19 protein-coding genes and 2 tRNA genes are annotated in these 25,196 nt (G+C 71.1%); 9 read left to right on the forward strand and 12 right to left on the reverse strand.

The genetic code is table 11. The annotated features are described in order from the left end of the window. Positions 1-14 precede the first annotated feature (14 nt). The 4 genes from AB0L56_RS27215 to AB0L56_RS27230 all read left to right on the forward strand — a co-directional run bounded on the left by AB0L56_RS27215 (position 15) and on the right by AB0L56_RS27230 (position 4,203). Positions 15-1,139 (forward strand): ROK family transcriptional regulator, encoded by a 1,125-nt coding sequence (locus AB0L56_RS27215; protein WP_365427602.1) that lies wholly within the window; start codon positions 15-17, stop codon positions 1,137-1,139. A gap of 124 nt (positions 1,140-1,263) precedes the next feature. Then, entirely contained in the window at positions 1,264-2,043 is a 780-nt protein-coding gene (locus AB0L56_RS27220; protein WP_361030513.1) for an HAD-IIA family hydrolase, read from the forward strand. A 96-nt stretch (positions 2,044-2,139) separates the two neighbouring features. Continuing rightward, the gene (locus AB0L56_RS27225) at positions 2,140-2,772 is read left to right on the forward strand and encodes a sortase (RefSeq protein WP_365427605.1); all 633 of its coding nucleotides are present in this window, start codon (positions 2,140-2,142) and stop codon (positions 2,770-2,772) included. Between the two features lie 396 nt (positions 2,773-3,168). Beyond that, positions 3,169-4,203: a glycoside hydrolase family 6 protein gene (locus AB0L56_RS27230; RefSeq protein WP_365427608.1), complete on the forward strand. Its 1,035-nt coding sequence runs from the start codon at positions 3,169-3,171 to the stop codon at positions 4,201-4,203. 102 nt (positions 4,204-4,305) lie between these two features. Here AB0L56_RS27230 and AB0L56_RS27235 read toward each other — a convergent pair whose 3' ends face one another. From AB0L56_RS27235 to AB0L56_RS27250, 4 genes are all read right to left on the reverse strand, one after another. Next, positions 4,306-8,535, reverse strand: a complete 4,230-nt coding sequence (locus tag AB0L56_RS27235; RefSeq protein ID WP_365427611.1) for a trypsin-like peptidase domain-containing protein — start codon at positions 8,533-8,535, stop codon at positions 4,306-4,308. Between the two features lie 179 nt (positions 8,536-8,714). Continuing rightward, positions 8,715-10,655 carry a galactose oxidase-like domain-containing protein gene (locus tag AB0L56_RS27240; protein WP_365427614.1) on the reverse strand — a complete coding sequence of 647 codons (1,941 nt, stop codon included), beginning with the start codon at positions 10,653-10,655 and terminating at the stop codon, positions 8,715-8,717. Continuing rightward, positions 10,652-12,685, reverse strand: a complete 2,034-nt coding sequence (locus AB0L56_RS27245; protein WP_365427617.1) for a glycosyltransferase family 2 protein — start codon at positions 12,683-12,685, stop codon at positions 10,652-10,654. The genes AB0L56_RS27240 and AB0L56_RS27245 overlap by 4 nt, the downstream gene beginning before the upstream one ends. Before the next feature lie 458 nt (positions 12,686-13,143). Beyond that, a tRNA-Lys gene (locus tag AB0L56_RS27250) sits at positions 13,144-13,217 on the reverse strand. A 389-nt stretch (positions 13,218-13,606) separates the two neighbouring features. Between AB0L56_RS27250 and AB0L56_RS27255 the strand changes: the two genes are divergently transcribed. Beyond that, on the forward strand, positions 13,607-14,725 hold the full coding sequence (locus AB0L56_RS27255; protein WP_365427620.1) for an SPFH domain-containing protein: 1,119 nt from the start codon (positions 13,607-13,609) through the stop codon (positions 14,723-14,725). Between the two features lie 621 nt (positions 14,726-15,346). Then, positions 15,347-15,952: a lytic polysaccharide monooxygenase gene (locus AB0L56_RS27260; RefSeq protein ID WP_365427623.1), complete on the forward strand. Its 606-nt coding sequence runs from the start codon at positions 15,347-15,349 to the stop codon at positions 15,950-15,952. A gap of 65 nt (positions 15,953-16,017) precedes the next feature. On the opposite strand, the gene AB0L56_RS27265 is transcribed toward AB0L56_RS27260, so the two are convergent. From AB0L56_RS27265 to ehuB, 6 genes are all read right to left on the reverse strand, one after another. Continuing rightward, positions 16,018-16,091: transfer RNA gene (locus tag AB0L56_RS27265), tRNA-Lys, on the reverse strand. Positions 16,092-16,174: 83 nt separating this feature from the next. Further along, positions 16,175-16,933: an IclR family transcriptional regulator C-terminal domain-containing protein gene (locus AB0L56_RS27270; protein ID WP_365427626.1), complete on the reverse strand. Its 759-nt coding sequence runs from the start codon at positions 16,931-16,933 to the stop codon at positions 16,175-16,177. Positions 16,934-17,129: 196 nt separating this feature from the next. Continuing rightward, positions 17,130-17,900: an ectoine/hydroxyectoine ABC transporter ATP-binding protein EhuA gene (gene ehuA / locus AB0L56_RS27275; protein ID WP_361030869.1), complete on the reverse strand. Its 771-nt coding sequence runs from the start codon at positions 17,898-17,900 to the stop codon at positions 17,130-17,132. Between the two features lie 13 nt (positions 17,901-17,913). Then, positions 17,914-18,564: an ectoine/hydroxyectoine ABC transporter permease subunit EhuD gene (gene ehuD / locus AB0L56_RS27280; protein ID WP_361030474.1), complete on the reverse strand. Its 651-nt coding sequence runs from the start codon at positions 18,562-18,564 to the stop codon at positions 17,914-17,916. After that, on the reverse strand, positions 18,561-19,271 hold the full coding sequence (gene ehuC / locus AB0L56_RS27285) for an ectoine/hydroxyectoine ABC transporter permease subunit EhuC (protein WP_365427630.1): 711 nt from the start codon (positions 19,269-19,271) through the stop codon (positions 18,561-18,563). Before ehuC ends, ehuD begins: the two co-directional genes overlap by 4 nt. Continuing rightward, positions 19,268-20,188, reverse strand: a complete 921-nt coding sequence (ehuB, locus tag AB0L56_RS27290; RefSeq protein ID WP_365427633.1) for an ectoine/hydroxyectoine ABC transporter substrate-binding protein EhuB — start codon at positions 20,186-20,188, stop codon at positions 19,268-19,270. Before ehuB ends, ehuC begins: the two co-directional genes overlap by 4 nt. A gap of 97 nt (positions 20,189-20,285) precedes the next feature. Here ehuB and AB0L56_RS27295 point away from each other — a divergent pair, with 97 nt between their 5' ends. Beyond that, positions 20,286-20,780 (forward strand): DUF3830 family protein, encoded by a 495-nt coding sequence (locus tag AB0L56_RS27295; RefSeq protein ID WP_361030465.1) that lies wholly within the window; start codon positions 20,286-20,288, stop codon positions 20,778-20,780. Here the strand turns inward: AB0L56_RS27295 and AB0L56_RS27300 are convergent. Together AB0L56_RS27300 and AB0L56_RS27305 are read right to left on the reverse strand one after the other, a co-directional pair. Next, on the reverse strand, positions 20,761-22,152 hold the full coding sequence (locus AB0L56_RS27300; RefSeq protein ID WP_365427636.1) for an amidase: 1,392 nt from the start codon (positions 22,150-22,152) through the stop codon (positions 20,761-20,763). The genes AB0L56_RS27295 and AB0L56_RS27300 overlap by 20 nt on opposite strands. 18 nt (positions 22,153-22,170) lie before the next feature. Next, positions 22,171-23,118 carry a D-2-hydroxyacid dehydrogenase gene (locus AB0L56_RS27305; RefSeq protein WP_365427639.1) on the reverse strand — a complete coding sequence of 316 codons (948 nt, stop codon included), beginning with the start codon at positions 23,116-23,118 and terminating at the stop codon, positions 22,171-22,173. A 160-nt stretch (positions 23,119-23,278) separates the two neighbouring features. Between AB0L56_RS27305 and AB0L56_RS27310 the strand changes: the two genes are divergently transcribed. Then, positions 23,279-24,112 (forward strand): decarboxylase, encoded by an 834-nt coding sequence (locus tag AB0L56_RS27310; RefSeq protein ID WP_365427734.1) that lies wholly within the window; start codon positions 23,279-23,281, stop codon positions 24,110-24,112. Further along, positions 24,109-24,840 carry a decarboxylase gene (locus AB0L56_RS27315; RefSeq protein WP_361030456.1) on the forward strand — a complete coding sequence of 244 codons (732 nt, stop codon included), beginning with the start codon at positions 24,109-24,111 and terminating at the stop codon, positions 24,838-24,840. The genes AB0L56_RS27310 and AB0L56_RS27315 overlap by 4 nt, the downstream gene beginning before the upstream one ends. Positions 24,841-25,196 lie beyond the last annotated feature (356 nt).

The following is a 25,196-nucleotide window of genomic DNA, read 5'->3' on the forward strand; positions in this document are numbered from 1 at the left end:
GGCGGGTGAGGAGCATGAACGAGGGCAGTGACGCGGGCGGCGCGGGGCGGGCGGGGCAACTGGGGGCGAATCTTCTTGCCCTGCGCAGCCATAACACCGCGCTCGTGCTGGATCTGCTGCGGACCGCGGGGACGGAGGGCATCAGTCGGCTGGAACTCGCCGAGCGGACCGGGCTCACCCCGCAGGCGGTCAGCAAGATCACGGCCCGGCTGCGGGAGGACGGGCTCGCCGCGGAGGCGGGACGCCGGGCATCCACGGGCGGCAAGCCGCGCACGGTGCTGCGCCTGGTGCCGGAGGCCGGGCACGCGGTGGGCGTGCATCTGGACCGCGACGAGACGCGGGCGGTGCTGGTCGACCTTGACGGGGCGGTGGTGGCCCGGCGGAGGGCGCCGCTGGATCTGGGGGCGGGGGCGGATGAGGTGCTCGCGGGAGTGGCCGGGGTTGTTGAATCGCTGCGGGTGGAGGTGGACGGAAGCCGGCGTGCGCTGCTCGGGGTGGGGGTGGCGCTGCCGGGGCCGCTCGATCACCGGCGGGGTGTGCTGCACCGGGTGACCGGGTTTCCCGAGTGGGACGGCTTTCCGCTGCGGGACGCGCTGGCGGAGCGGCTGGATGTGCCGGTGGTCGTCGACAAGGACACCAACGCGGCGGCGCTGCGGCTTGCGGTCGGGGGAGTGGGCGGTTCGTTCGCCTATCTGCACCTGGGGACGGGGCTGGGGGCGGGGCTGGTGATCGGCGGGAGCGTGCACCGGGGGCCGCGGACGGGGGCGGGGGAGTTCGGGCACCAGGTGCTGCAGTTGGACGGGCCGCCGTGCGGGTGCGGGGACCGGGGGTGCGTGGAGGTGCTCTGTCTGGGTGCGGTGGCTCGGGGGGAGGTCGAGGAGGCGGCGCGGGTGCTGGGGGCGGCTGCGGCGAATCTGGTGGGGTTGCTGGATATTGACCTGGTCCTCCTCGGGGGGCGGACGATCGAGGCGGGGGCCGGGGCGTTTGTGGAGGGGGTGCAGGCGGTGTTGGCGGCGCGTGCGGAGCGTACGGGGGAGACGACGGTGCCGGTGCGGCTTGCGGGGGGTGGGGTGCTGGGGGTTGCGGAAGGGGCGGCGCAGCTTGTGCTGGCGCCGGTGTTCGGGCGGGGGGACGCGTGAGGGCGGGCCGTTAAGGTGCTGCGGGAGTCGCGATTGCCCGCGCCATGCGTGGGGCATTCCCTCATGATCCCGGGCTGTTTAGGCTGGGCGGACGCAGGAACGCGTACGGCAGGAGATCCCGCACATGGCAGACCGCAAGCCGATCACATCGTGGCTCACCGACATGGACGGGGTGCTGATCCACGAGGGCGTACCGATCCCCGGCGCCGACGCCTTCATCAAGAAGCTGCGTGAATCCGGCAGCCCCTTCCTGGTCCTCACCAACAACTCGATCTACACCCCGCGCGACCTGCACGCCCGGCTGCGCCGCATGGGCCTGGAAGTCCCGATCGAGAACATCTGGACGTCCGCCCTCGCCACCGCCCAGTTCCTGGACGACCAGCGTCCCGGCGGCTCGGCGTACGTCATCGGCGAGGCCGGACTGACCACCGCGCTGCACGACATCGGCTACATCCTCACCGACCACGAGCCCGACTATGTCGTCCTCGGGGAGACCCGGACGTACTCCTTCGAGGCCATGACGAAGGCGGTCCGTCTCATCAACAACGGTGCCCGTTTCATCTGCACCAACCCCGACGAGACCGGCCCGGCCCCCGAGGGCCCGCTCCCGGCGACCGGTGCCGTGGCCGCGCTGATCACCAAGGCGAGCGGCAGGGACCCGTACTTCGCGGGCAAGCCGAACCCGCTGATGATGCGCACCGGGCTGAACACCATCGGGGCCCACTCCGAGAGCAGCGCGATGATCGGCGACCGCATGGACACCGACGTCCTGGCCGGCATGGAGGCGGGGATGCAGACCTTCCTGGTGCTCACCGGCGTGACCAAGCCGGAGCAGGTGGAAAACTTCCCGTATCGCCCTTCGAAGGTCGTGGACTCCGTCGCGGACCTCGTCGACCTGATCTGATCCGCCGCGTTCACCCGTACGGAGCAGTCGGCGCCGGGGCGGGGATGCGGGCCCCGGGCCCGCGCGGGAACCTCCAGGTGTGTCTGGAGGTTCACGATGGGTTCCCTGCGTATCACTGTCCGTGCGGGTGGGGGTCGCGAGGAGGTACGCCTCCCGTCGGGCATGGGGCGGCTGCTCGCCGGGGTGGCCTGGCTGGTGCTGCTGCTCGGGCTGTGGCTGTGGGGCGGTCCGGCGCCGGCCGGTACGCCCGCCGGGCTGACCGGGCCCGCGACCGGCGACATGGCGGCGGCCGGACGCCCGTCCCTCGCGCACTCCGCCACGGTGCCGCGCCGCCTCGACATGCCCGCGCTCGATGTACGGGCTCCGGTGACCGCCCGCGGTCTGGACGAACACGGCGTCCTCGCACCGCCCCCGCCCGGTGCGGTCGCCTGGTATGCGGACGGGGCGGTCCCGGGTGCTCCCGGCACCGCGCTGATGGCGGCGCGGATCGGCGACGCCGGGAACCTGCCCGCCGTCGGCCAGGAGATCAGGGTGGTCGGTGCGGACGGCGAGGCCGCCGCGTTCACCGTGCGGGACGTCCGGGTCGTCGACCGGGACGGCCCCGACGCCCGGCAGGCCCACGCCCCGCGCCGCGACGGACGGGCCGAGCTGCGGCTGATTACCTGCGGCGAGGCCGCCGGCGCCTGCGCGGAACACGTGATCGTCTCCGCGTACCCGGCCGGCGGCTGAAACATCGGACCCCGAGCCCGCCTCGCCCTCACACTCACCGGGCCTCGACCGCGCGGGCGGCCCGGGCCGCGGGAGTGACCCGCGGCCGCGCGGGAAGCCGGTAGGGACCGGGGCGCGGGAGTGACCCGGACGGGTCGGTGCGCACGACTTCAGAGAGAAAACGGTGCCGGGCCGCACCGGAATGATCGACGCCAACGTCCTGTACCGGTAGCGGTCCGTGACATCGCCGCAGGTGGCCCCAGGCACGGGCCCCGTCGGCGCGCCGGTGCGCTCCCGCATCGGCACCATGCTGTAACAGCTCACGGACAAGGCGGACTTGGCCTCGTGGGTGCCGCGGGGCGTATGTCAGGATTGGGGCTCGGAACACTTGGAACAAGTGCACCCAAGGGGGGTTGGATGTACGGCAGCAGGGGGGTCGGGGCGTTCGCCGGGAGGCGGGCGTCCGCAGCGGTGCTGGGGGCGGCACTGCTGATCACGGGGTGTTCCTCCTCCGGCGACGACAAGGGGAAGGGCCAGGGGGATGCGGCCGGTGTCATCACGCAGCAGCCGAAGGAGGCCGACCCCTTTTGGGTCAATCCCGAGGGTCTCGCCGTACGGAAGGTCGCCGAACTGCAGCAGGACGGCAAGAAGGCCGAGGCCCAGCAGATCCGCAAGATCGCCGAGCAGCCCGTCGGCGAGTGGATCAGTCCGGAGAACCCCGAGGAGCAGGCACGCGGCTTCACCGAGGGAGCCGACAAGGTCGGCCGCACCGCACTGCTCGTGCTCTACAACATCCCGCACCGCGACTGCGGCCAGTACTCCCAGGGCGGCGCCGCCGACGGCAACGCCTACCGGGAGTTCGTCGACGGGGTCGCCAAGGGCATCGGGAACCGTCCGGCGACGGTGATACTCGAGCCCGACGCGGTGCTGCACCTGGCGGACGGCTGCACCCCGGAGCAGTTCCACGAGGAGCGCTACGACCTCCTCAGCGGCGCCGTCGCCAAGCTCAAGAGCCTGAAGAACACCAAGGTGTACCTGGACGCCGGCAACGCGGGCTGGGGCAACCCCGATCAGATCTACGACCCGCTCAAGCGGGCGGGCATCGACCAGGCCGACGGCTTCTCGGTGAACGTGTCGAACTTCTACACGACCGAGGACTCCATCGCCTACGGCAAGCAGCTCTCCGCCAAGTTCGGCAACAAGCCGTTCGTCATCGACACCAGCCGCAACGGCAACGGCCCCTACACCGAGGGCGCCGCGGACGAGCGCTGGTGCAACCCGCCCGGCCGCGCGCTCGGCGAGACCCCGACCGTGGACACCGCGGACCCGCTGGTCGACGCCTACCTGTGGGTGAAGCGCCCCGGCGAGTCGGACGGCGAGTGCAAGGGCGGCCCGAAGGCGGGCCAGTGGTGGGCGGACTACGCCCTGGACCTCGCCAAGGCCAGCGACTGAAACCCGTGCCGCGCCCGGGGCAGGCCGACGCGCCTGCCCCAGGGGGTCGGCCGTGCAAGGCCCAAGGCTTGACGTGCTGCCGGACCGTGGTCGGAGGGACGCTCAGTGACCGGAGCACAGGTCGTCGACCTCGCCCCGGTCGGCCGCGAGGTCCTTCTCGGCGTCGGTCAGGTTCCGTTGGGCGAGTGTGCAGACCCGCTCGATCCATCGCTCGGGGTCGAGCGGAACGACGGAGGCACGCGATCCGTCCAGGAGGGCGAGCTTCTTGCCGTCCGGACTCGGGGAGCCCGTCGCCCCGGGGCCGACGTAGTAGCGGTACAGCTCCTGACGCTTCGCCACGTCCCACACCAGCTGCTCACCGGCCTCGGTGGTGGTGTGCAGGACGCGGTCGTCCAGGAAGTGGCCGAGCCAGTACACGTCGTCGTAGGTGAGGTCCAGATCGGTCCAGTCCTTCTTCCGGACGTCCCAGCTCCGCACCTGTCCCCCGGTGAACAGCACGACCAGCAGTTTTCCGTCGGGGGACAGGACCATGGACCGTATCGCCCGCTCGTCGCGGTCCCGCGGGAACCACCGGGTGAACTCCCCGGTGTCGAAGTCCCAGACCCCGACCTCGTCCAGCGAACGCACGACCGCCCGGGACGTGCCCGGGACGGCACCGGCGAAGGTCCAGGCCGCCTCGTTGGCGAGCTGGTACCGCTCCTGGACCGAGGGCTGATACGTCCTGCCGTCCTGCTCACCGGTGTCGAGCCGCCAGCGCGAGACGTACGACAGTCCAGAGATCACCGCGTGGGTGTCGTCCGGGAAACCGATGTTGATCCACGACGGGGTGAGTCCCGTGAGCGGATCGGGACCGGCCGCTGTCAGGCCGGACGGTGCGGGAAGCTTCAGCCGGTGCGCCTCGGTGAGCCGGGTCCTGCCCGACTCCTCGGCGATCCGCCACACCAGGACCGTGCGCTGGTCCTCGGCGATGGTCAGGACCCGCTTCCCGTCCGGAGTGAACGCGGCGTACAGGGCGGCCAGCGGCTGTGACGCTCGCGCCCTTGCGAGCAGCCGCCGGTCGGAGAGGCTGAAGAGCCGTAGTCCGGTGCCGTCCCTGTCGACCACCGCCATCCTGTCCTGCGCCGCGTCCAGGGTGCGGATGCGGTGGATCAGCGCGTTGGTGTCGAACTCCGCGGGCGGCCGGACCCGTACGGTGACGATGCTCCCGCCGACGCCGACCGCCGCCCGCAGGTCGTCGGGGGGCCCGGCCAGGGCCACCGGCGGTGCGAACGCGCGGCCGGTGACGTTGTGGTCCTCGACCGCCGGGGCCGGCGTGTCGAACGTGGCGGGCCAGCCCTTCTCCAGGTCGAGGACCAGGAAGCGCAGTCGGCCCAGGTCGGCGCCGATACGGCCCGTGGGGTTGACCAGATAGCGGCCGGAGGCGTCGAGACGGGGTGCGTACAGGGGGCACAGCCCGGGAAAACCGGCGTTGTTCCAGTTCTGGAAGCGGCGCGGTGTCCCGCCGAGCCGCCAGGCCTCCAGCACACCCTGTTCCGTACAGGTGACCAGGACCCGCCCGTTGCCGCTGACCGCGGCGGATGCGGTGGCCCGCTCGCCCCAGGGGCGGTGGAGCGTCCCGCGCTCCAGGTCCCAGGAGACCAGCCGGCCGCGCCGGTCGTCCGCCTCGGCGCCGGCGGGCACGATCCGCGCCACCACCGTGCCGTCCGCGCCGAACCACGCCTGCGCCGCGTCCCAGCCGCGGGGCGCGGTGAGCGTCCGTCCGGTACGGCGGCCGTCCTCGGTGCGCCACACGAGCACGCCCTCGCGGGGGATCGCGGCGAGGACACGCTCACCGTCGCCGTCGAAGCGCAGGTCGTGGACGCCCCGCAGGTTGTCCTCCACGTCCGCGACCTTGCGCAGGGGGACAAGCCTCAGCGCCCGCGAGCGGGGATCGGCGGTGTCGCGCACCCCGAGCGACACCAGGCCCCAGTCGTTCGCCCGGGCCACGACGCTCCCGTCGGGGGAGACCGCGATGAGCTGGTTGTCGCTGTCCTTGGTACGCGAGAGGGGTTTCTGCCGTTCTTTCCGCCGCAGGTCCACCTCCGCGAAGGCGCCGTTCTTCAGCAGCGCGTACAGCCGCTCGCCGTTCTCGGTGAGCGCGACGCTCTCGACCTCGTCACGGTCCTCCAACGCGATCCGCTCCACGTCCCGCAGCCGCAGATACTGCGCGAGCAGCGCGGACCGCGCGTCCGGGCGGGCGTCCGTGCGGTACGCGGCGGCGGTGAACAGCGCGGAGGTCACCAGCGACACGTCGTCGTACGTCGCCGCCTGCTGGGCCAGCCGGTCCGACGCCAGCCGGCGCTGCTCCTGAAGCAGATTCAGGTACAGCACGGACACCACCGAGGCGGCCACCACGGCCAGGACCGTGACCGTCACGCCCAGGTACCGCAGCCACCGTCTGCGCCGCTCGGACTTGTGCGCCTCGCGTCGCTTGCGCTCCCGCAGAGCGGTACTCGCCGCGATGAACTCCCGGTCGTCGTCCGTCAGTTCGTCGCCCCGCTCGGCGAGCCGCTGCTCCGCCGTGGCGAGCGCGGGATCCTCCAGCAGGGCCCCGTCCGGCCGTCCCTCCCGCCACCAGCGCGCCCGGTCGTAGCGCAGCTCGCCGCGCCAGGCGAGGAACGCGCGGTCGCTCTCCAACTGCTCGGCCAGCGGCTGCCAGTGCTCGATGAGGGCCTCGTGGGCCAGCTCCACCGTCTCGCCCTGCTCAGGGTCCGCGCCCAGCACCAGCACGCGTGCCTCGGCCAGGCGCCGGGCGATGGCCCACCGCTCCTCGCCGGCATCGCGGCGGGCGAGCCGGGCCCGCAGCGCCGTGGTGCCGCCCGGGGGCAGCTGGATCAGCGCCCGGAGCAGACCGGCCGCCGTGTGCGGGGGCGCGCCCCGCAGCGCGCGGCGCCAGGCCGAGTCGGCGGTGCTGCTCAGCACACCGCCCACACCGCCCAGTTCACGGTAGGTGTCCAGGCGCAGCAGGCCGCCGACCTGTCGTTCCCACAGGGTGGTCAGCACGAACCCCAGCAGGGGCAGGGCCCCGGGCCGGCCCGCCGCGTCCTCGACGAGCCGGTCGGCCAGCCCGTTGTCGTACTCCACTCCGGGGAACGCGCGCAGCGGCAGCCGGACCACCTCGGTGAGCTGCTCGCGGCTCATCAGGCCCAGGGGGTGGGCGGGGGCGCCGCCGACCAGCCGGCTCAGCTCGGCGTGGCGCAGGGCGGCGTCCTGGAAGTCGGTGCGCAGGACCACGAGCACGCCGACGCCGTGCCGGGCGCAGGCGTCCCGGAGGGCGTCCACCAGTTCCCGCAGTTCCTCCTCGGGGCGCAGCAGCAGGGTCTCCGCCTGGTCGAGGGCCAGCACCGTCCCCCGGGCGGGACCCCGGTCCGTCAGCGTCTCGCGGACCGTGCGGGCGTCGGGCAGCCGTCCCTCGGCGCGCAGGATGACGACCTCCGCCCCCTGTTCCCGCAGTCGGGGTGCCACACCGGCCATCAGCAGGGAGGACTTGCCCGAACCGGAGGGCCCGGTCAGGGTCACGCAGCCCTCGGGCGGTCCGTCCGGGCAGAGCAGGTCTATGACGGCGGTGACATCCTCGTCCCGGCCGAAGAAGTGCGCGCTGTTCTCCTCGGTGAAGGGGCGCAGCCCGGGGAAGGGGGAGGCGGGCGCGAGGAGTCCGGCCAGGGCCGGTACCTCCTCAAGGACGGTGCCGGTGGGGATGCAGAAGCTCTGGCCGCGGCGCGGTGACGAGACCGACGCGACGATGCCGACCACGGCGCCGAGGTCCAGGTCCCACACCGCCGAGCCGCTGAAGCCGCGCTGGACCGGGTCGGCCTGGGCGTCGGACGGGGACATCTGCAGGCGCCCGGTGCCGGTGCGGGCGCGCAGCACGGCGGTGTGCCAGCCGCCGCCGGTGCCGTCGTCGGGCAGTCCGAAAATGATCGCCGGGTGGTTCCACACCGTGCGGGGCGCCACCATCGGCACCGGGCGGGCGCCGGGGAGCGGGCCGGCCAGCGACAGGACGGCGACGTCCCCGCTGCCGTCCTCGCGCACCGGCACCCAGTCGCGGACGACCGCCTCGGTCTCCTCACCGTCCCTGAGGGCGAGACGCACCCGGACGGGGGAGGGCGGCTGTTCGGCGCGGGTGAGGGGGAGCCGGGAGGCGCCCAGGACGACATGGGCGCACGTCAGGACCAGGGTGGGGGCGATGAGCACCCCGAGGCCCCCGATGTGTCCGTCGGCGGCCGCGACCTGGACGGTCGCGGCGGCGAGGACGTCCTCGGCCACCTGTTCCGATGCGGTCGACTCGGCCATCTTCCGTTTCCCCCGCCACGGCTGACCCGCACGCCGGCACTGTCGTACCGAGGTCACACCAGTGCCATGCGCCCGGCAAGATTGTTTCGGGCCAACAGCGTCGGCTCGGACAGCCGCCGTACGTACGCGACAGGGGGCGCCCCCACGCGGAGGGCGCCCCCTGTCTCAGCTGCGTGCCGCTACGGCACCTGGACCCACTGGGCCTTGCTGGGCGTGCCGTCGCCGGTGTTGACGAAGATCATGTACCAGCCGGACTGGACCAGGTTCCGGTTCTCCGGGACCGTCACGGTGATCTTGTCGCCGTCGGTCTTGAAGTCCAGCGCGATGGAGCGCTGGTCCACGTCGGTGACGTGGGTCGAGGCGCTCGGCCGGATCAGCCGCACGCTCTTGATCGACGCGGCGTCCCTCGAGGTGAAGGTGCCGGACTCACCGCGCTCGATGGTCTTCGGACCGCCGGACAGGTCGGGCTGCTCGGTGTCGCCGTACAGGTACGGCGGGGTGTAGATCTCGATGCGCTGCTCGAACTTGCCCGGCTTGGTGTTGGCCTTGTCGGCGTAGAGCGAGTCGGAGCCGAAGACCATCACGCGGCCGTCGGGCAGCAGGATCGAGCCGGAGTGGTAGTTGCGGCCCACCAGCGGATCGGCGACCCGCTGGAGCTCGTTCTTCTCCGTGTCGTAGATCCGCGCCTCGAGGATGTTGGAGTCGCCGCGTCCCCGGTAGTCCTCCGAGCCGCCCGTGATCAGCACGTCGTCGTTCGGCAGGACCGAGGCCTGCGGGTAGCGGGTGCCCTTGTCCAGCGAGGGGCCGTCCACGAACTTCGGGTCGTCGGCCTTGAGGTCGACGATCCGGGTCTTCTCACTGGACAGCTTGGACTCGCCGACGCCGCCGCCGCCGATCACCATGTACTTCTCGTCCTGGGCGGGCGGCAGCAGCACCGTGCCGGACGTCTCCATCATGTTCGGGTCGCTGAGCCCGGGGACCTTGTCGAACTTGTTGGTCTTCAGGTCCCAGACGCCCGGCTCGCGGCCCACGTCGTCCGGTCCGTAGCCCGCGTTGGAACCCGAGTAGAAGATCTTGCCGTTCTGCATCAGGAACAGCGCCGGGTACGTCGGGAACTGACGCTCCTCCTCGGTGTACGTCCATTCCTTGGTCTTCGGGTCGTAGACCTCGTTCTTGCCGGGGACCAGCTGGCCGATGTCGTCGAGGCCGGAGACGCTGAGGATCTTGCCGTCGCTCAGGGTGGTGAGCGTCGGGTACCAGCGGGACTCCTTCATCGGGTCGACCTTGATGTACTTCTCGGCGACCGGGTCGAACTCGAAGGCGTCGTCGATGCCCTGGAAGTCCTTCTTGTCCAGGGCGAGCTTCTCGGCGATGCCGTACGTGTTCTTCGCGTCCTCGCCGGTGAGACCCTGCACGGTGTAGTTGTCCTGCGTGCCGGTCGCGTACTTGTTGCCCTCCCTCTCCGCCTCGACGTAGGTACGGCCGTAGCCCGGGGTGTTGCCCAGGAACGCGCCGGTCTCCTTGTCGAAGTTCTTCTTGGCGCGCGGGACCAGCACCGGGTCCTTGGAGACGAAGGTCTTGCCGTTCTCCTTGCCGGTGAACCTGGTGCCGGCCGGCAGGGTGATCGGCTTGTCCGGGTTCTCGTTGTGGACGACCATCAGGCCGCCCGCCTTCTTCACGTCACCCTTGAGCTTCTCGTACCGCTTGGTGCCGCCCGCGATCAGCAGGTTGCCGTTGGCCAGCTGGGTGTGGCCGGTGCAGAACAGGTCGGCGGGCGTCGGCACCTTCTTGATGGTCCCCTTGACCGGGTCCCAGATGCGGGTGTCGTACTTCTTCGCGTCGAAGTTGTCCTGGTTGTTGCCCGAGCCCGCGACGAGCAGCACCTTGCCGGTGCGCAGCAGCGCCGCGTGGATGGTGTTCAGCCGGTGCTCCTCGGGAAACTCGATGATCTCCCACTTGCCGTTCGCGGCTTTGTACTCGGGCTGATTGATCTTGTACTGGTGGTATTTCTCGGTGCCGAAGCGGTACAGCCACGGCCCGTTCATTCCGGCCAGCGCTAGTACCACCGCCGTGCCTATCGCGATCCGACGGGCGCGACGGCGGCCTGCACGGTCAGTCATTCCTTACGTCCCCCAAGTCCACCAAGGGCGATTTGCATGGTCTGGTCGTTGCCGGGGGTGCCGCCCCGGGGTCCTCCCGGCCCTTCGGGGCCGCCCGATCCGCCCGGTGCGCCAGGGGAACCGGCCCAGCTGGGCCGGGCGTGCGGCTGGTGCGGGGCGTGCTGCTGCGGCAGCTGCTGCGTCCGGGGCGCCTCGGCGTCCTCCGGCCGGCGTCCGCCCGCATGGGCACCGGGCTTCTTGCGGTCCTGCCGCATGCCGTGGCGCCAGGCGAACATCGGCGCGGCGGTGATCAGCAGGGCGAAGGTGGCCCAGATGACCATCGCGGGGTGCGAGTGTCCGTAGACGAAGCCCGCGGCGATGGAGCCACCGAAGATGAGGATGAAGTACCAGTGGTACCGGAAGGTGCCGAACCAGGTGTCCGGGCTGGCCGAGTCACCCTTGGGGGTGACCACGAACTTGCTCTTCTTGCGCAGGACGGAGTCGATCAGCGCCTTCGCGTAGAGCGGGGCCGACAGCGCGGACATCACCATGCCGGCCACACCGCCGGAGCCCTCCGGCTCGTGCGGCGAGACGTTGTGGCGGCGGTTCCAGACGTAGAGGCCGATCTGCAGCGCGGAGGCGTTGCCGTAGAGCATCAGCCAGATGGTGGGGTCGATGTTCACACCCGAGGCGCCCAGGCCCAGGAACAGCGCACAGCTGATCGCCGCCAGGATCCAGTTCAGGGCGGACATCGGGTAGAAGATGATCATCATCGTGTAGTTGAAGAGCTTGCTCGGCGGGAGCGAGTAGAAGCCCTTCCAGTACTGCCCGAGGATCGTCTCGTACGTACCGCGCGACCAGCGCATCTGCTGGGTGAAGAAGTCCGTCCAGGCGTTGGGGCCCTCGCCCACCGCGAGCACGTCCGGGGTGTAGACCGAGCGCCACTTCCGGCCCGTCGCCGGGTTCTTGTGGCGGTGCATCTCGAAGCCGGTCGCCATGTCCTCGGTGATCGAGTCGTACAGACCGCCGATCTGCTTCAGCGCCTTGATGCGTACGGCGTTGGAGGTGCCCACGAACATCGGCGAGCCGTAGCGATTGCCGGCGCGCTGGATCAGGGCGTGGAAGAGGAACTGCTGGGACTCGGCGGCCTTGGTGACAAAGTTGTCGTAGTTGCCGTAGACCTGCGGGCCGATGACGAAGCCGACGTCGGGGTCGCGGAAGAAGCCGAGCATCCGCTCCAGGTAGTTCGGCAGGGGCACGTGGTCGGTGTCGACCGAGGCGAAGTAGTCGTAGTCGTCACCGTGCGCGTCGAGCCAGGCGTTGTAGTTGCCGTGCTTGGTCTTGGCGCGGTGGGCGCCCTTCTTCTGGTTCCACTTGGCGATGCCCTTGCGGGAGAAGTGGCGCACGCCGAGCCGGGCGCAGACCTCCTTCACCTCCGGGTCGTCGCCCTCGTCCAGCAGCCAGACGTGCATGGTGCCCCGGTGGCGGATCTTCACGGCCGCCTCCAGGGTCTTCGTCACCATCTCGATCGGCTCCTTGCCGGGCACGAACGAGGTGAGGAAGGCCACACGGGTGCCGGTCTCCGGCACGACCGGGATCGGGTCGCGGGCGACCAGGGTGGCGTGCGCGTTCGACAGCACGTTCATGCAGCGGAAGAACTCGATCAGACCGATCGAGACGAGCATGACGATGTCGAGGGTCGGCAGCCACTCGAACTCCACGTAGTCCCGCTCGGTCCAGTGCGAGGGCTGGAGCAGCCACACCAGCAGCACCAGCGACAGCACCGGGGCCGCGGCCAGCATCAGCGCGATGCGGATGCGGTGCGGCTCCTGGCCTATCAGCGAGCGGTACTGGACCTTGTAGGGCTTGTTCGGATCGGGCTGGGTGAGGGGACCCGCGAGCCGGCTGTAGTGCTCGTAGTCGTATCTCGGCAGCGTCTTCTTGATCCGGCGGAACGTGCCCGTGTTTCCTGTCCGATGGCCAGGCACCCTGAGCTGGGTGGTCTGTGACGGGTCATTGTCCTCTCGGGCGCCCGTCGGTGTCGACGTCATGAGTCATCCCCCCACACGCGCACCCGCGCGTGTTTCGTCGCTTCCTCACGTCCGCGGCGATCCCCCTCGACCTTCACGGACGTATCAGTGGTGAACGTCTGTCACCACGTCACCCACACTGTATAGACACGGCACAGTGCTGCTCCGGTTGCATGATGCCCCCCTCGGCATCGCTTCATGAACGGGACCCTCGCCCCGCCGGTGGCAACCGGTTTCTTGCCCCCAACAGCCGCGTAACCGCAGCATCTTGAAGAGACCAGGTTCTACGGTGTTCATCATGATCGCAAGCTGCGAAACGCGATGCACCCCGGACATACGTGGCCATTTGTGACGCCTGGGTGGGACCGGTGGGTCATGGTCAGATACGTGGGGCGGGGGATGCTTGCTCAACGCACGCGAGAGGAAATCCGGCCAAAAGCGACGGGCTCCCCGTCTGCACGAGGAGCCCGTTCTGTCGGTGCGCCGCCAGGGACTCGAACCCCGGACCCGCTGATTAAGAGTCAGCTGCTCTAACCAACTGAGCTAGCGGCGCGCGCTGACGGCCGCAACTCTACCGGACCCCGGAGGCTGCCCCCGACCACCGGCGGGTCGCGACCGGGGCGCCCCTACATCATTCGGACCGTCAACATGCGCGCCGGGACGACAGTCGCAAAACTGACTATCGTGCACAGATGTGGAGGAATTGAGCAGGGGTGTGAGGGGAATCGCAGGGAGTCTCCGGTGTGCGAGGAATTCGATCCGGCGGGCGACCGCGACTGCCCCGGCTGTCCGCACTGGCGGGGGGGCCCTGCCGCATTCCCCCGCCGGCCGTTCCCCGGCGCGCCGGCGCGGCGGACGGCTGTCCGGGCCCCGAGACCTGGCGGCGGCTGTTCTCATGACCCACCCGATGTGACGCATCTGGCGCGGAGGCTGGAGGCACGCATGACCACCACGACGTCCCAGATCCCCGATTCCGGGGAGCCGTCGGACGGTGCGGCGGCGGCCGCGCGGCCGGTGCGGCTCATCCACAGCGAGTCCACCACCGAGATCCCGGTCCATCTGCTCTTCCGCGACGCCCCGGGGGCGGCGCCCGTACGGCTGCGGGCCACGGTGGCCGCTCGCCGGTCCGGCACGGGGCGGGACAAGGAGGAGCCGCCCCGCTCCGCCGTCCCCCTGGTCGACCCCGCCTTGCAGGAGCGTCCCGCCCGGGTGCTGCCCGGTGCCGCGGGGGTGCTCGCCGGGCTGTGCGGGGTGGCCGGGTGCGTGGCCACCTCGTGGTGGGCGGGGGTGCTGCCGCCGTTCGCGACGGAGGCGCTCGGCCTCACCGCCCGCGCCGGTGCGGCCGGGCCCGGACCCGCGCAGTGGGCGGCGTACGGCGCGGCCGGGGCCCTCGGGCTGTTCGGGTTCGGCGGGCTGGCCCGCGGGCGAACCGGGCGGGCATGGGTGCTGGACCTGTTCGGCCGCTACCGGGGGACGGTGCGGCGGACCGGGCTGATGTGGGTCAACCCGCTGCTGCTGCGCCGCCGGGTCGATGTGCGGCTGCGGCACTGGCGCGGGGAGCCGATGCAGGCGGCCGACCGGGGCGGGGTGGCGGTGCGGGTGGCCGTGCTGGTGGCGTGGCGGGTGCGGGACACCGCGCGGGCCACCCTGGGTGTCGAGGACCACGAGGGGTATCTGCGCGCGTGCGTCGAGGCCGCGCTGCTGCGGGTGCCGGTGGCGGCGCCGGGCTCGGGGCGGGGCGCGACGCAGGCGACGGAGGACTCGCTGACCCGGCTGGTGGCGGCGGACGTCGCGCCGGTGGGGGTGGAGGTGTTCGCGGTACGGCCGGTGCGGGTGGAGTACGTGCCCGAGGTGGCCGCCGCGATGCACCGGCGCCGAATCGCCGCCCTGGACGCCCAGCACCGGGCGAGCGTGCTCAGTTCCGTCGTGGATTCGGTGGAGGACACGGTCACCCGGCTCACGATGCGAGGACTGGTGGAACTGAACGACGACGAACGCAAGGTACTGGTGAGAGACCTGACGGTGGCGTTCTGCGCGGGCCGGGGGGAGGCGGGGTCGTGAAGGGCCGGAGGACGGGGCCTGTCGGTGGTGTTCTGTGCGGGCCGTGGGAGACGGGGTCGTGAAGGGCCGGAGGATGGGATCTGCGGATGGCGTTCTGCGCGGGTCGTGGGGAGACGGGGCCGTGAAGCGCCGGAGAACGGGACCTGCCGGTGGTGTTCTGTTGGGGCGGAGGGGAGATGGTGCCGTGAGCGGCCTGAGAACACGGCCTGTCGGTGGCGTTCTGCGGGGGCCGAGGGGAGACGGGGCCGTGAAGCGCCGGAGGACGGGATCTTCCGGTGGCGTTTTGCTGGGGCCGTGGGGAGATGGTGCCGTGAGCTGCCTGAGAACACGGCCTGTCAGTGGGGTTCTGCGGGGGACGCGGGTGCGTGAAGGGCCGGAGAGCAGGGCATGACGGTGGCGTCCCGGCGGGGGCCGTGGGGGAGACGGGGCCGTGAGCGGCCTGAGAACACGGCCTGTCGGTGGGGTTCTGCGGGCGCCGCGGGAGGCGGGGCCGTGAAGGGTCGGAGAACAGGGGCTGTGATTGGTATGGACTTGTTGAGTGCGCGACAATAATCTGGGACTTGGTCTAGACCTACCTGCACGGCTCACTGAAACTCCCCCACGTCTTCCAGGAGCGGCAGCATGCGCACACGGACCAAGTTGTACGCAGCCGCGGTGGGACTGGCCACGACCGGAGCGCTCGTGCTCTCCTCCGGTGGTGCCAGCGGCCACGGCTACACCGATCTGCCGATCAGCAGGCAGAAGCTCTGCCAGAACGGCACGGTCACCAACTGCGGTGCCATCCAGTGGGAGCCGCAGAGCGTCGAGGGCCCGAAGGGCTTCCCCGCCTCCGGTCCCGCCGACGGCCGGCTCTGCTCGGCCAACAACACCCGGTTCGGCCAGCTCGACAGCCCGCGCACCCCGTCGGGCGGGGCGTGGCCCACCACCCGCGTGTCGGGCGGCCAGAACTACACCTTCCGGTGGCAGTTCACGGCCATGCACGCCACGACCGACTTCAAGTACTACGTCACCAGGCCGGGCTGGAACCAGAACCACGCCCTGTCCCGGTCCGACCTCAACCTCACGCCGTTCCTGACGGTGCCCTACAACGGCCAGCGTCCGCCGGGGACCCTCTCGCACAGCGGCCGACTGCCGTCCGGCCTCAGCGGCCACCACGTGATCCTCGCGGTGTGGACCGTGCATGACACGGGCAACGCGTTCTACGCCTGCTCCGACGTCACGTTCTGACCGCCCCCGCCCGGATGACCGAGCACGTCAAAGGGCCTCTCGCTCCCACGAGAGGCCCTTCACGGTGCGCCGCCAGGGACTCGAACCCCGGACCCGCTGATTAAGAGTCAGCTGCTCTAACCAACTGAGCTAGCGGCGCATGACTCCCGCCGTCCGCTTCCGCGGGCGGCGACAAAGAAAATAATACCTGGTCCGGAGGGATGCTCCGGACCACCGCCTGTCCTAGATCGTCAGCGACAGCAGCACCGGGGCCGCGTTGCGGTTCAGGGTGTCCGCGGCCTGGCGCAGCCGGTGGGCGTGCTGGACCGGGAGGGACAGCGCCAGACAGCCCACCGAGGAGCCGGCCGTGATCGGGACGGCCGCGCAGACCGTGCCGACCGCGTACTCCTGCAGGTCCAGCACCGGCACCGTGGGCGGCTGGGACGCCAGCCGGGACAGCAGCAGCCGGTCACTGGTGATGGTGCGCGAGGTGAGCCGGGCCATCTTGTGCCGGGCGAGGTGGTCGCGCCGGCCGTCGTGGTCGAGCTGGGTGAGCAGGCTCTTGCCCGCCGCCGTGGCATGCGCCGAGAAGCGGAAGTCCACCCACTCGTTGACCTTGGGGGCGGCCGGGCTGTCGGCGTACTGGGTGACCCTGACCTCGCCGTCGATGTACCGGCTGAGGTAGACGGCGGCGCCCACGGAGTCGCGCAGCCGGTCCAGGGTGTGCTGGAGCTTGTCGCGCAGCGCCCGGTCGTGTCCCTCGGCGGAACCCAGGCGGGTGAAGGCAGCCCCGGTGACATACGCACCGTCGGCGAGCTGCTCGACGTAGGCCTCGCGGCGCAGCATCCGCAGGAGGGTGGTCAGCCGCTCCGTGCCGATGCCGGTCTCGCGGGCGATTTCGGTGTCGTCGACTCCTGTCGTGTGCCGCGCCACCGTCTCCAGGACGCGCAGCGCGTCCTGGACCGAGTGGTACGACGCGGTCGGCTCGTGCCTCAGCGCCACGGTTTCCCCCTGCGCTCGCTCTTGGGGCCGCAATCCGGTCAGCGAATCCCCTCCACGATAGCCGTCAAACGGCTCCCGGGAAGCGGGTGTTGACAAGGTTGCGGCCCCACTCAGCTGCGACACCGACCCCCTGGCATATGTCAGAGGTATGCCACACTGCGTGGACCTCGGGCCTTCGCCCGTGCCCGTGCCGTGATCAGAGAACCGCGCTCAGGAATTCCCTGGTGCGGTCGTGCTCCGGCTCGCTGAAGATCTTCTCCGGGGTGCCGCTCTCGATGACCCGGCCGGAGTCGAACATCAGCACAGTGTCGGAGATGTCCCGGGCGAAGTTCATCTCGTGGGTCACGCAGAGCATCGTGATGTCCGTGCTGCGGGCGATGTCCCGCAGCAGGTCCAGGACACCCGCGACCAGCTCCGGGTCGAGGGCGGAGGTCACCTCGTCCAGCAGCAGCACCTTGGGCTGCATCGCCAGCGCGCGGGCGATCGCCACCCGCTGCTGCTGGCCGCCGGAGAGCTGGGCCGGGTGCGCGTCGCACTTGTCGGCCAGGCCCACCATGTCCAGCAGACCCTTGGCCCGCTCCACCGCCTCGTCCTTGGACATACCCAGGACGGTGACCGGCGCCTCGGTGATGTTCCGCAGCACGGTCATGTTCGGGAACAGGTTGAACTGCTGGAAGACCATGCCGATCTTCTTGCGGACCTCCCTGACCTCCTTGTCGGAGGCCGGGAACAGCTTCTGTCCGTCCACCGTGATCGTGCCCTCGTCGGGCTTGAGCAGGGTCATCAGCAGCCGCAGGATCGTCGTCTTGCCCGATCCGGACGGCCCGATCAGGGTCACGTGCTTCCCGGCGTTCACCGAGAAGTCGAGGTGGTCGAGGACGGTGTTGCTGCCGAACCGCTTGGTGACCTGTTCCAGCCGGATCAGCTCCCCGCCGCCGGCCGCGGCCTTCTTCTCGGGATTGGGCAGGGTCTCGGGGGTCTCAGTGGACAAGGCGTCGCTCCAGGGCTCGCAAGGCAAGGGAGGCCAGATAGGAAATGACGATGAAGGCCACGCCGATCACCGTCAGGGGCTCGGTGAACTGGAAGGTCTCACGGGCGAAGAGCTGTGCCTCGCCGAGCATCTCCAGCACGGTGATCGCCATCAGGATCGGGGTGTCCTTCAGCATGGCGATGACGTAGTTGCCGAGGGCCGGGACGACACGGCGGATCGCCTGCGGCAGGATCACCGCGGTCCAGGTCCGGCGCAGCGGCAGGTTGAGGGCCGTGGCGGCCTCCCACTGACCCACCGGAACGGCCTCGATGCCGGCCCGGTACACCTGCATCGTGTACGTCGAGTAGTGCAGGCCGATACCGGCCACACCGGTGGTCAGGGCGGAGAACGTCAGCCCCCACTCGGGCATCACGTAGAAGAGGAAGAACAGCTGCACCAGCAGCGGCGTGTTCCGGATGAACTCGGTGATCGTGCCGACGGGCCAGGTGACCCAGCGCGAGGGCACCCGCATCAGCAGGGCCCACACCAGGCCCAGCACAAAGGAGATCACCGAGCCGATGGCCAGGATCTGCAGCGTGACCAGCAGTCCGTCCCAGAAGTGCGGCATGAAGTCGGCGACCGCGCCCCAGTCCCAGTTCACGAGACACCTCCCACACCCGTGACCTCGGGCTGCCGCGCGGCTCCGGCGCCGGCCCCGGCTTGCTTGCCCACCCCTGCCTTCAGCTTCTTCTCCAGACCTCGCATGCCCCGGGTGAGGAGGAAGGCGATGACGAAGTAGATCAACAGGACGTACGTGTAGATCTCCGCGCTCTCCTGAAGGGCCAGGCGCACCAGGTTCCCGCTGAACGCCAGGTCGCCCATGCCCATGAGGGACACCAGCGCGGTGCCCTTCAGCAGCTCGATCAGGAGGTTGGAGAACGGCGGGATCATCTCCGGCACCGCCTGCGGCAGCAGGATCAGCCGCATCCGCTGCCACGGGGTGAAGCTGAGCGCGATGCCGCCCTCACGCTGCGCCGGGTCGACGGCCGCGATCGCGCCGCGCACGATCTCCGCGCCGTACGCCCCGTAGGTGAGACCCAGCGCGAGCGTTCCCGCCCACATCGGCACCAGCTGCCAGCCGAAGCTCAGCGGCAGCACGAAGTAGATCCAGAAGATCATGATCAGCGCGGAGGTCCCGCGGAACACCGTCGTGTACAGGGCCGCGAGGAAGCGGACCGCCCGCGACCGATGCGTGCGGGCCACGCCGACGACGAACGCGACTGCCGCGCCCAGCAGGGCGCTGAGGACGAGCAGCTGGACGGTCGTCCAGATGCCTCTCAGGACCAGTTCCCAGAGTCCGGATGTCATCCGCAGAGCTCCTTCGCGGTCATGTCCGTCATCTCGCTCTCGGTGAACCCGAAGGGCTTGAGAATCCGGAGCAGCTCGCCGCTGTCCTTGAGCTTGTGCAGCTCCCGGTTGAAGGCGTCACGCAGGTTGCTCTCGCTCGGCCGGAAGGCGAAGGCGCCGCCGTCGACGTGCGGCTTTCCGCCGACGATCGGCTTGAACGGCTCGGTGACCTCGGCCTTGGCGGACTTCTTCACCACTTCCCGGGTGGTCAGCGCCGTACCGGCGAAGACATCGGCGCGCCCGGTCTCCACCGCGTTCAGCCCGGCCACCTGGTCCGGCACGATCAGAATGTCGCCCCGGTCGTAACCGGCCTCCACGGCGTACGCGATCTCCGCGTAGCCGGTTCCGGTCGCGAACTTGGCCTTCTTCTCGACGGCGTCCTGGTAGTTGTGCAGACCCAGCGGGTTGCCCTTGCGCACGATGAACGAGTCGAGCATCTGGTAGTCGGGGTCCGAGAAGATGACCTGCTCGCACCGCTCGGGGTTGATGTACATCCCGGCGGCCACGATGTCGAACTGCTGGGAGTTCAGGCCCGGAATCAGCGAGCCGAACTCGGTGGGCACCGGCTGGACCCGGTCCACCCCCAGCCGTTTGAAGATGACCCTCGCCAACTCCGGCGCCTCGCCGGTCAGCTTGCCGTTCCTGTCGATGTAGCCGAAGGGGATCTCCCCGGCGATGCCGAGCCGGGCGACGCCCTGCGCGCGCAGACGCTCCAGCAGCTCACCCCCTTCGGTGTCCGAGGCGGTGGCCACGCGTGAGCATCCGGTCGCCGCGAGCGCGCCGAGCGCCGCGACCCCCGCGAGCAGCGACCGGCGGGAGGGCCCGGATATGCGATCACGCCCGATCGCGGGCGGCATTCTGTCTGGTGGTGAAGCCATGGCGGCGCGGCTACCCGAAGCGATGCGAGTTATTCCGGCCAGTTTCGGCCCCGTTCGGCGGTCGGGCGGTCTTGACCCGGGCGGGACCATGGGGGACATGGCAGACCGATATCTCGAGATCTCCCTGGTCGCACGAGGAGTCACCGGCACGGCCCGGCTGCTCGACGACCGGGCGCCGATCACCTGCGAAGCCGTCTGGAAATCTCTCCCGCTGTCCGGTGACGTCTACCACGCCAAGTACGCACGCAACGAGATCTACGCCCTGTTCCCGCCGTTCGCGGACACCGAACCACCCCTGGAAAACCCGACGGTTACCCCTATTCCGGGCGATCTGTGCTATTTCTCCTTCGCCGGTGCCGAGTTGGGCACCAAGGCCTACGGCTACGACCGCGACGTCCGCCCCGGCACCACCGTCGTGGACCTGGCCCTGTTCTACGAGCGCAACAACCTGCTGCTCAACGGGGACGTCGGCTGGGTCCCGGGCATCGTCTGGGGCCAGGTGGTGGAAGGGCTCGACGCCCTGGCCGAGGCGTGCAACGACCTGTGGCGCACGGGCGCGGCCGGGGAGACGCTCAGCTTCCGGCGTTTGTGACGTCTGTCTCGTACAGCGTGTGCGCCGCCCGCAGGACCAGGTCGTCCCGGTGCCGGGCGGCCACCAGCTGCAGTCCGATGGGCAGCCCGTCGGCGTCGGTGCCCACGGGCACGGTCGCGGCGGGCTGCTGGGTCATGTTGAAGGGGTACGTGAACGGGGTCCAGCCCGTCCAGCGGCGGTGACCGGAACCCTTCGGCACCTCCGCCCCCGCCTCGAACGCCGTGATGGGCAGGGTCGGGGTGACCAGCAGGTCGTAGGTGTCGTGGAAGCGGCCCATCCGGCGGCCCAGGTCCATCCGCACGTCCACCGCGGCCAGATAGTCCAGCGCCGAGAAGCGGGCGCCCGTCCCGCAGATCTCCCGCAGCCCGGGGTCGAGCAGCGCCCGCCGCTCCGGGGGCAGATGCTGGACCACCCGTGCGGCACCGGCGAACCACAGGGTGTGGAAGGCCTCCACCGGGTCGGTGAGATCCGGGTCGGTCTCCTCGACGTACGCGCCGAGCCCGGCCAGCCGCTCCACCGCCCGCCGCACCGCCGCCGCGACCTCCGGATCCACCCGCACCTGCCCGCCCAGCGACGGCGAGTACGCCACCCGCAGCCCGCGCACCCCGCCCGCCAGGCCCTCCGAAAAGGTCCCGGGCGCGGGCCCGAGCGCCGACCAGTCCCGCGAGTCCGGCCCCCCGATCACATCCAGCAGCAGCGCCGCGTCCGCCGCGTCCCGCGTCATCGGACCGACGTGCGCCAGCGTGCCGAACGCGCTCGCCGGATACAGCGGCACCCTCCCGTACGTCGGCTTCAGCGCGAAGATCCCGCAGAACGCCGCCGGGATCCGGACGCTGCCCCCGCCGTCCGTCCCCAGGGCGAGCGGTCCCGCGCCCCGTGCCACGGCCGCCGCCGCGCCCCCGCTGGAGCCGCCCGCCGTACGGGACGGGTCGTGCGGATTGCGCGTGACGCCGTGCAGCGGGGAGTCCGTCACCCCCTTCCAGCCGAACTCGGGCGTCGTCGTCTTGCCCAGGAACACCGCGCCGTGCTCCCGCAGCCGGGCCACCGAGGGCGCGTCCTCGTCCCAGCGGCCGCCCGGGTCGGTCGTCCGCGACCCCTTCAACGTCGGCGCGCCGCGCAGCAGCAGGATGTCCTTCACCGTGACCGGCACCCCGTCGAGCAGCCCGCACGGCTCACCGCGCCGCCACCGCTCCTGCGACGCGGCGGCCCGCTCCAACGCGTCCTCGGCGAACAGCCGGACGAACGCGTTGACCTCCGGCTGGATCTCCTCCGCCCGCTCCAGTGCCGCGCGGGTCACCTCCACGGGGCCGATCTCCCCGCTGCGGTACCCCTCGACGAGTCGTACGGCGGTCAGCTCGGTGAGCTCGGACATCCGGCCTCCTCGGAAACGTCAGTGACCGGGTACATACCCGCGCTGCTTGTCGACCACGTTCTCCAGCGGCTCACCCGCCGCCCACCGTTCGAACAACTCCACGAACTGCTCACCGAGTTGGTCCCGCCAGCCCACCGTGTCCCCGCTCATGTGCGGCGACACGATCAGCCCCGGCAGCTCCCAGAGCGGGCTGTCCGGGGTGAGCGGCTCGGTCTCGAAGACGTCCAGCGCGGCGCCCGCGATCCACCGGCCGCGCAGCGCCTCGGCCAGCGCCTCCTCCACCACCAGCTGCCCCCGGCCGATGTTGACGAAGTGGGCCGACGGCTGCATCACACCGAACCGGCGGGCGTCGAACATGCCCCGCGTCGCCTCGGTCAGCGGCGCGGCGGCGATCACCCAGTCCGCGCGGGCCAGCAGCCGGTCCAGGTCCTCCGGCCCGTGGACACCGTCCCGCGCCGCGCGCCCGACCAGCGCCGTCGTCACCCCGAGCGCCTCCAGGGTGCCGGCGATCGCCCGGCCGATCGGCCCGGAGCCGACCACACAGGCCCGGGTCCCGGCCAGTCCGCGTGTCTCCCGGTGCCGCCAGGTCCGCTCCCGCTGAAGCCGCAGCGTCCGCGGCAGGTCCTTGGCGAACGCCAGGACGAGGGCCGCGACGTACTCGGCGATCGGCCGGTCGAAGACCCCGCGCGCGTTGGTGACCACGGTGTCCGAGGCGGCGAGTTCCGGACAGAGCAGATGGTCCACGCCCGCGCTCGCCGTGTGCACCCAGCGCGGCCGGGGACCCTCACCGGGCCACGCCCGGCGCACCGCGTGCGAGGTGAAGTCCCAGACCAGCAGCACATCGGCGGACGGCAGCCGCTCGGCGAGCGTCGACTCGTCCGCGTGCTCGACCCTGACCCGGCCGGTCAGCCGCCCGAGACGGGGGAGCGGGTCGGCGTCCAGCACGAGGAGCGTGGGGGTGGTCATGAGCCGCCGTTTCTCCGGGCGGGCCGGGGTTTTCGGGACAGGATGGCAAGAGTCTGAGATGTGCGGATTGACCACGCTGGCACCCGAACCTACCGTCGTCAACACGGGCGTTCCCGCGATCCGTTGCGTGCTCGTCTCCCAGCGTGAGGCCGGTGCTGACATGGACGTCTCCTTTCTCGGCGGTCCGGGCCCACAGCGCGGTGTCGGTGTGGTCGCCCCCTTCGACTTCGCGCTGGACCGGGAGCTGTGGCGCTGGATACCGGACGACGTGTCGCTGCACCTCACCCGCACCCCCTACGTGCCGGTCGAGGTGAGCCTCGACCTCGCCCGGCTGATCAGCGAGCACGAGACCCTCGGCGACGCGGTGCGCACCCTCACCGCGGTCGCGCCCGAGGTCGTGGCGTACGCCTGCACCTCGGGCAGCTTCGTCGGCGGGATCGCCGGCGAGCGCGCGATGTGCGAGGCGATGAGCCGGGCCGGCGCGGTCCCGGCGATCACCACCTCCGGCGCACTCCTCGAGGCGCTGGTGGAACTGGACGTCCGCCGGGTCGCGCTGGTCACCCCGTACACCGTGTCGGTCACCCGGGCGCTGGAGAACTACGTCGCCCGGGCCGGTGTCACGGTCACCGGCTGCGCGTACATGGGCCTGACCCGGCACATCTGGAAGGTCACCTACCGCGAGGTGGTGGACATGGCCCGGCGGGCGGCGGTCCGCGGGCGGCTCGGCGCGGCGGACGCGCTGTTCCTGTCCTGCACCAACCTCCCGACCTACGACGTCATCCCCCAACTGGAGGCTGAACTGCGCATACCGGTCATCTCGGCCAACCAGGTGACCATGTGGGCGGCGCTGCGCCGATTGGGTACCCGAGCGGTGGGACCGTATCAGGCGCTGATCGACGCGTCGGCGCGCTCCGGAACCGTTCTGCCGGGCCAGACGTCCGGCTCCGTACTGCCCGACGTGCCGGAAGAGAAGCAGCAGGAAGGCTGGACATGACCGCACTGGGATTCCTCTATCCGGGCCACTCCGCAGAGGACGACTATCCGCGTATCGAGCAGTTGCTGGGCAGCGACATCCGGGTGGACCTGGTGCACACCGACATCGGCGAGGACGCCCACCGGGTGGACGCGCTGCAGCAGATGGGCGCGCCCGAACGGCTCGCGGCCGGCCTTCAGCAGCTGCGCCTCTCGGGCGCCGAGGCGGTGGTGTGGGCCTGCACCAGCGGCAGCTTCGTGCACGGCTGGGACGGCGCCCACGAGCAGGTGCGCAGCCTCGCCCTCGCGGCGGGGATGCCCGCCTCGTCCACGTCCTTCGCCTTCGTGCACGCCCTGCGGGAGATCGGGGCGCGCCGGGTGGCGGTCGGCGCCACCTACCCGGACGACATCGCCGCCCTCTTCGCCGAGTTCCTGCGGACCGGCGGGGCCGAGGTCACCGGCGTACGCAGCTCCGGGATCATCACGGCCGCGGAGGTCGGCACCTGGGGCGAGGAGGAGCTGTTCGCCCTGGCCCGCGCCGCCGACACCCCCGACGCGGACGCCCTGCTCCTGCCGGACACGGCCCTGCACACCGTCGCCCACATCCCCGCCCTGGAGAAGGAGCTGGGCAAGCCCGTCCTCACCGCCAACCAGGTCACCGCCTGGGAGTGCCTGCGCCTCACCGGCCGCCGGGTGAACGCCCCCGAGCTGGGCGACCTGTTCACCCGGGAGCCGATCGTGCAGGTGTGAACGACCTCGCACCCGGACGCACGGTTTCGCCGCGCGCCTGCGCCGTGTCTCGGTCGCGCGCCCGCGTCGTGTCTCGGTCGCGCGCCTGCGCCGTGTCGGTCGCGCGTCCGTGCCGTGCCTTGGTCGCGCGCCTGCGCCGTGCTTCCGTCGCGGGCCCGTGCCGTGCCTCGGTCGCGGGCCCGTGCCGTGCCTCGGTCGCGTGCCCGCGCCGCGGGCCCGTGCCGTGCCTCGGTCGCGTGCCTGCGCCGCGCGCCCGGGCCGTGCGTCCGTCGCGCGCCCGCGTCCTGCCTCCGCGGCGCGTGCGCGCCGCGCGCCCGTCGCCGCCCTTGCGCGCCCGGCGGCTCGGGTAGTGACCG

The organism is Streptomyces sp. NPDC052079 (genome assembly GCF_040680275.1).
In the GTDB taxonomy this organism is placed as follows: Bacteria; Actinomycetota; Actinomycetes; order Streptomycetales; family Streptomycetaceae; genus Streptomyces.

What these genes read in the sequence shown, in the direction of transcription:
- AB0L56_RS27215 (WP_365427602.1), top strand. Translation starts at nt 15, where the DNA reads ATGAACGAGGGCAGTGACGCGGGCGGCGCGGGGCGGGCGGGGCAACTG.
- AB0L56_RS27220 (WP_361030513.1), top strand. Translation starts at nt 1,264, where the DNA reads ATGGCAGACCGCAAGCCGATCACATCGTGGCTCACCGACATGGACGGG.
- AB0L56_RS27225 (WP_365427605.1), top strand. Translation starts at nt 2,140, where the DNA reads ATGGGTTCCCTGCGTATCACTGTCCGTGCGGGTGGGGGTCGCGAGGAG.
- AB0L56_RS27230 (WP_365427608.1), top strand. Translation starts at nt 3,169, where the DNA reads ATGTACGGCAGCAGGGGGGTCGGGGCGTTCGCCGGGAGGCGGGCGTCC.
- AB0L56_RS27235 (WP_365427611.1), bottom strand. Translation starts at nt 8,535, where the DNA reads ATGGCCGAGTCGACCGCATCGGAACAGGTGGCCGAGGACGTCCTCGCC.
- AB0L56_RS27240 (WP_365427614.1), bottom strand. Translation starts at nt 10,655, where the DNA reads ATGACTGACCGTGCAGGCCGCCGTCGCGCCCGTCGGATCGCGATAGGC.
- AB0L56_RS27245 (WP_365427617.1), bottom strand. Translation starts at nt 12,685, where the DNA reads ATGACGTCGACACCGACGGGCGCCCGAGAGGACAATGACCCGTCACAG.
- AB0L56_RS27255 (WP_365427620.1), top strand. Translation starts at nt 13,607, where the DNA reads ATGACCACCACGACGTCCCAGATCCCCGATTCCGGGGAGCCGTCGGAC.
- AB0L56_RS27260 (WP_365427623.1), top strand. Translation starts at nt 15,347, where the DNA reads ATGCGCACACGGACCAAGTTGTACGCAGCCGCGGTGGGACTGGCCACG.
- ehuC (WP_365427630.1), bottom strand. Translation starts at nt 19,271, where the DNA reads ATGACATCCGGACTCTGGGAACTGGTCCTGAGAGGCATCTGGACGACC.
- ehuB (WP_365427633.1), bottom strand. Translation starts at nt 20,188, where the DNA reads ATGGCTTCACCACCAGACAGAATGCCGCCCGCGATCGGGCGTGATCGC.
- AB0L56_RS27295 (WP_361030465.1), top strand. Translation starts at nt 20,286, where the DNA reads ATGGCAGACCGATATCTCGAGATCTCCCTGGTCGCACGAGGAGTCACC.
- AB0L56_RS27300 (WP_365427636.1), bottom strand. Translation starts at nt 22,152, where the DNA reads ATGTCCGAGCTCACCGAGCTGACCGCCGTACGACTCGTCGAGGGGTAC.
- AB0L56_RS27305 (WP_365427639.1), bottom strand. Translation starts at nt 23,118, where the DNA reads ATGACCACCCCCACGCTCCTCGTGCTGGACGCCGACCCGCTCCCCCGT.
- AB0L56_RS27310 (WP_365427734.1), top strand. Translation starts at nt 23,279, where the DNA reads ATGGACGTCTCCTTTCTCGGCGGTCCGGGCCCACAGCGCGGTGTCGGT.
- AB0L56_RS27315 (WP_361030456.1), top strand. Translation starts at nt 24,109, where the DNA reads ATGACCGCACTGGGATTCCTCTATCCGGGCCACTCCGCAGAGGACGAC.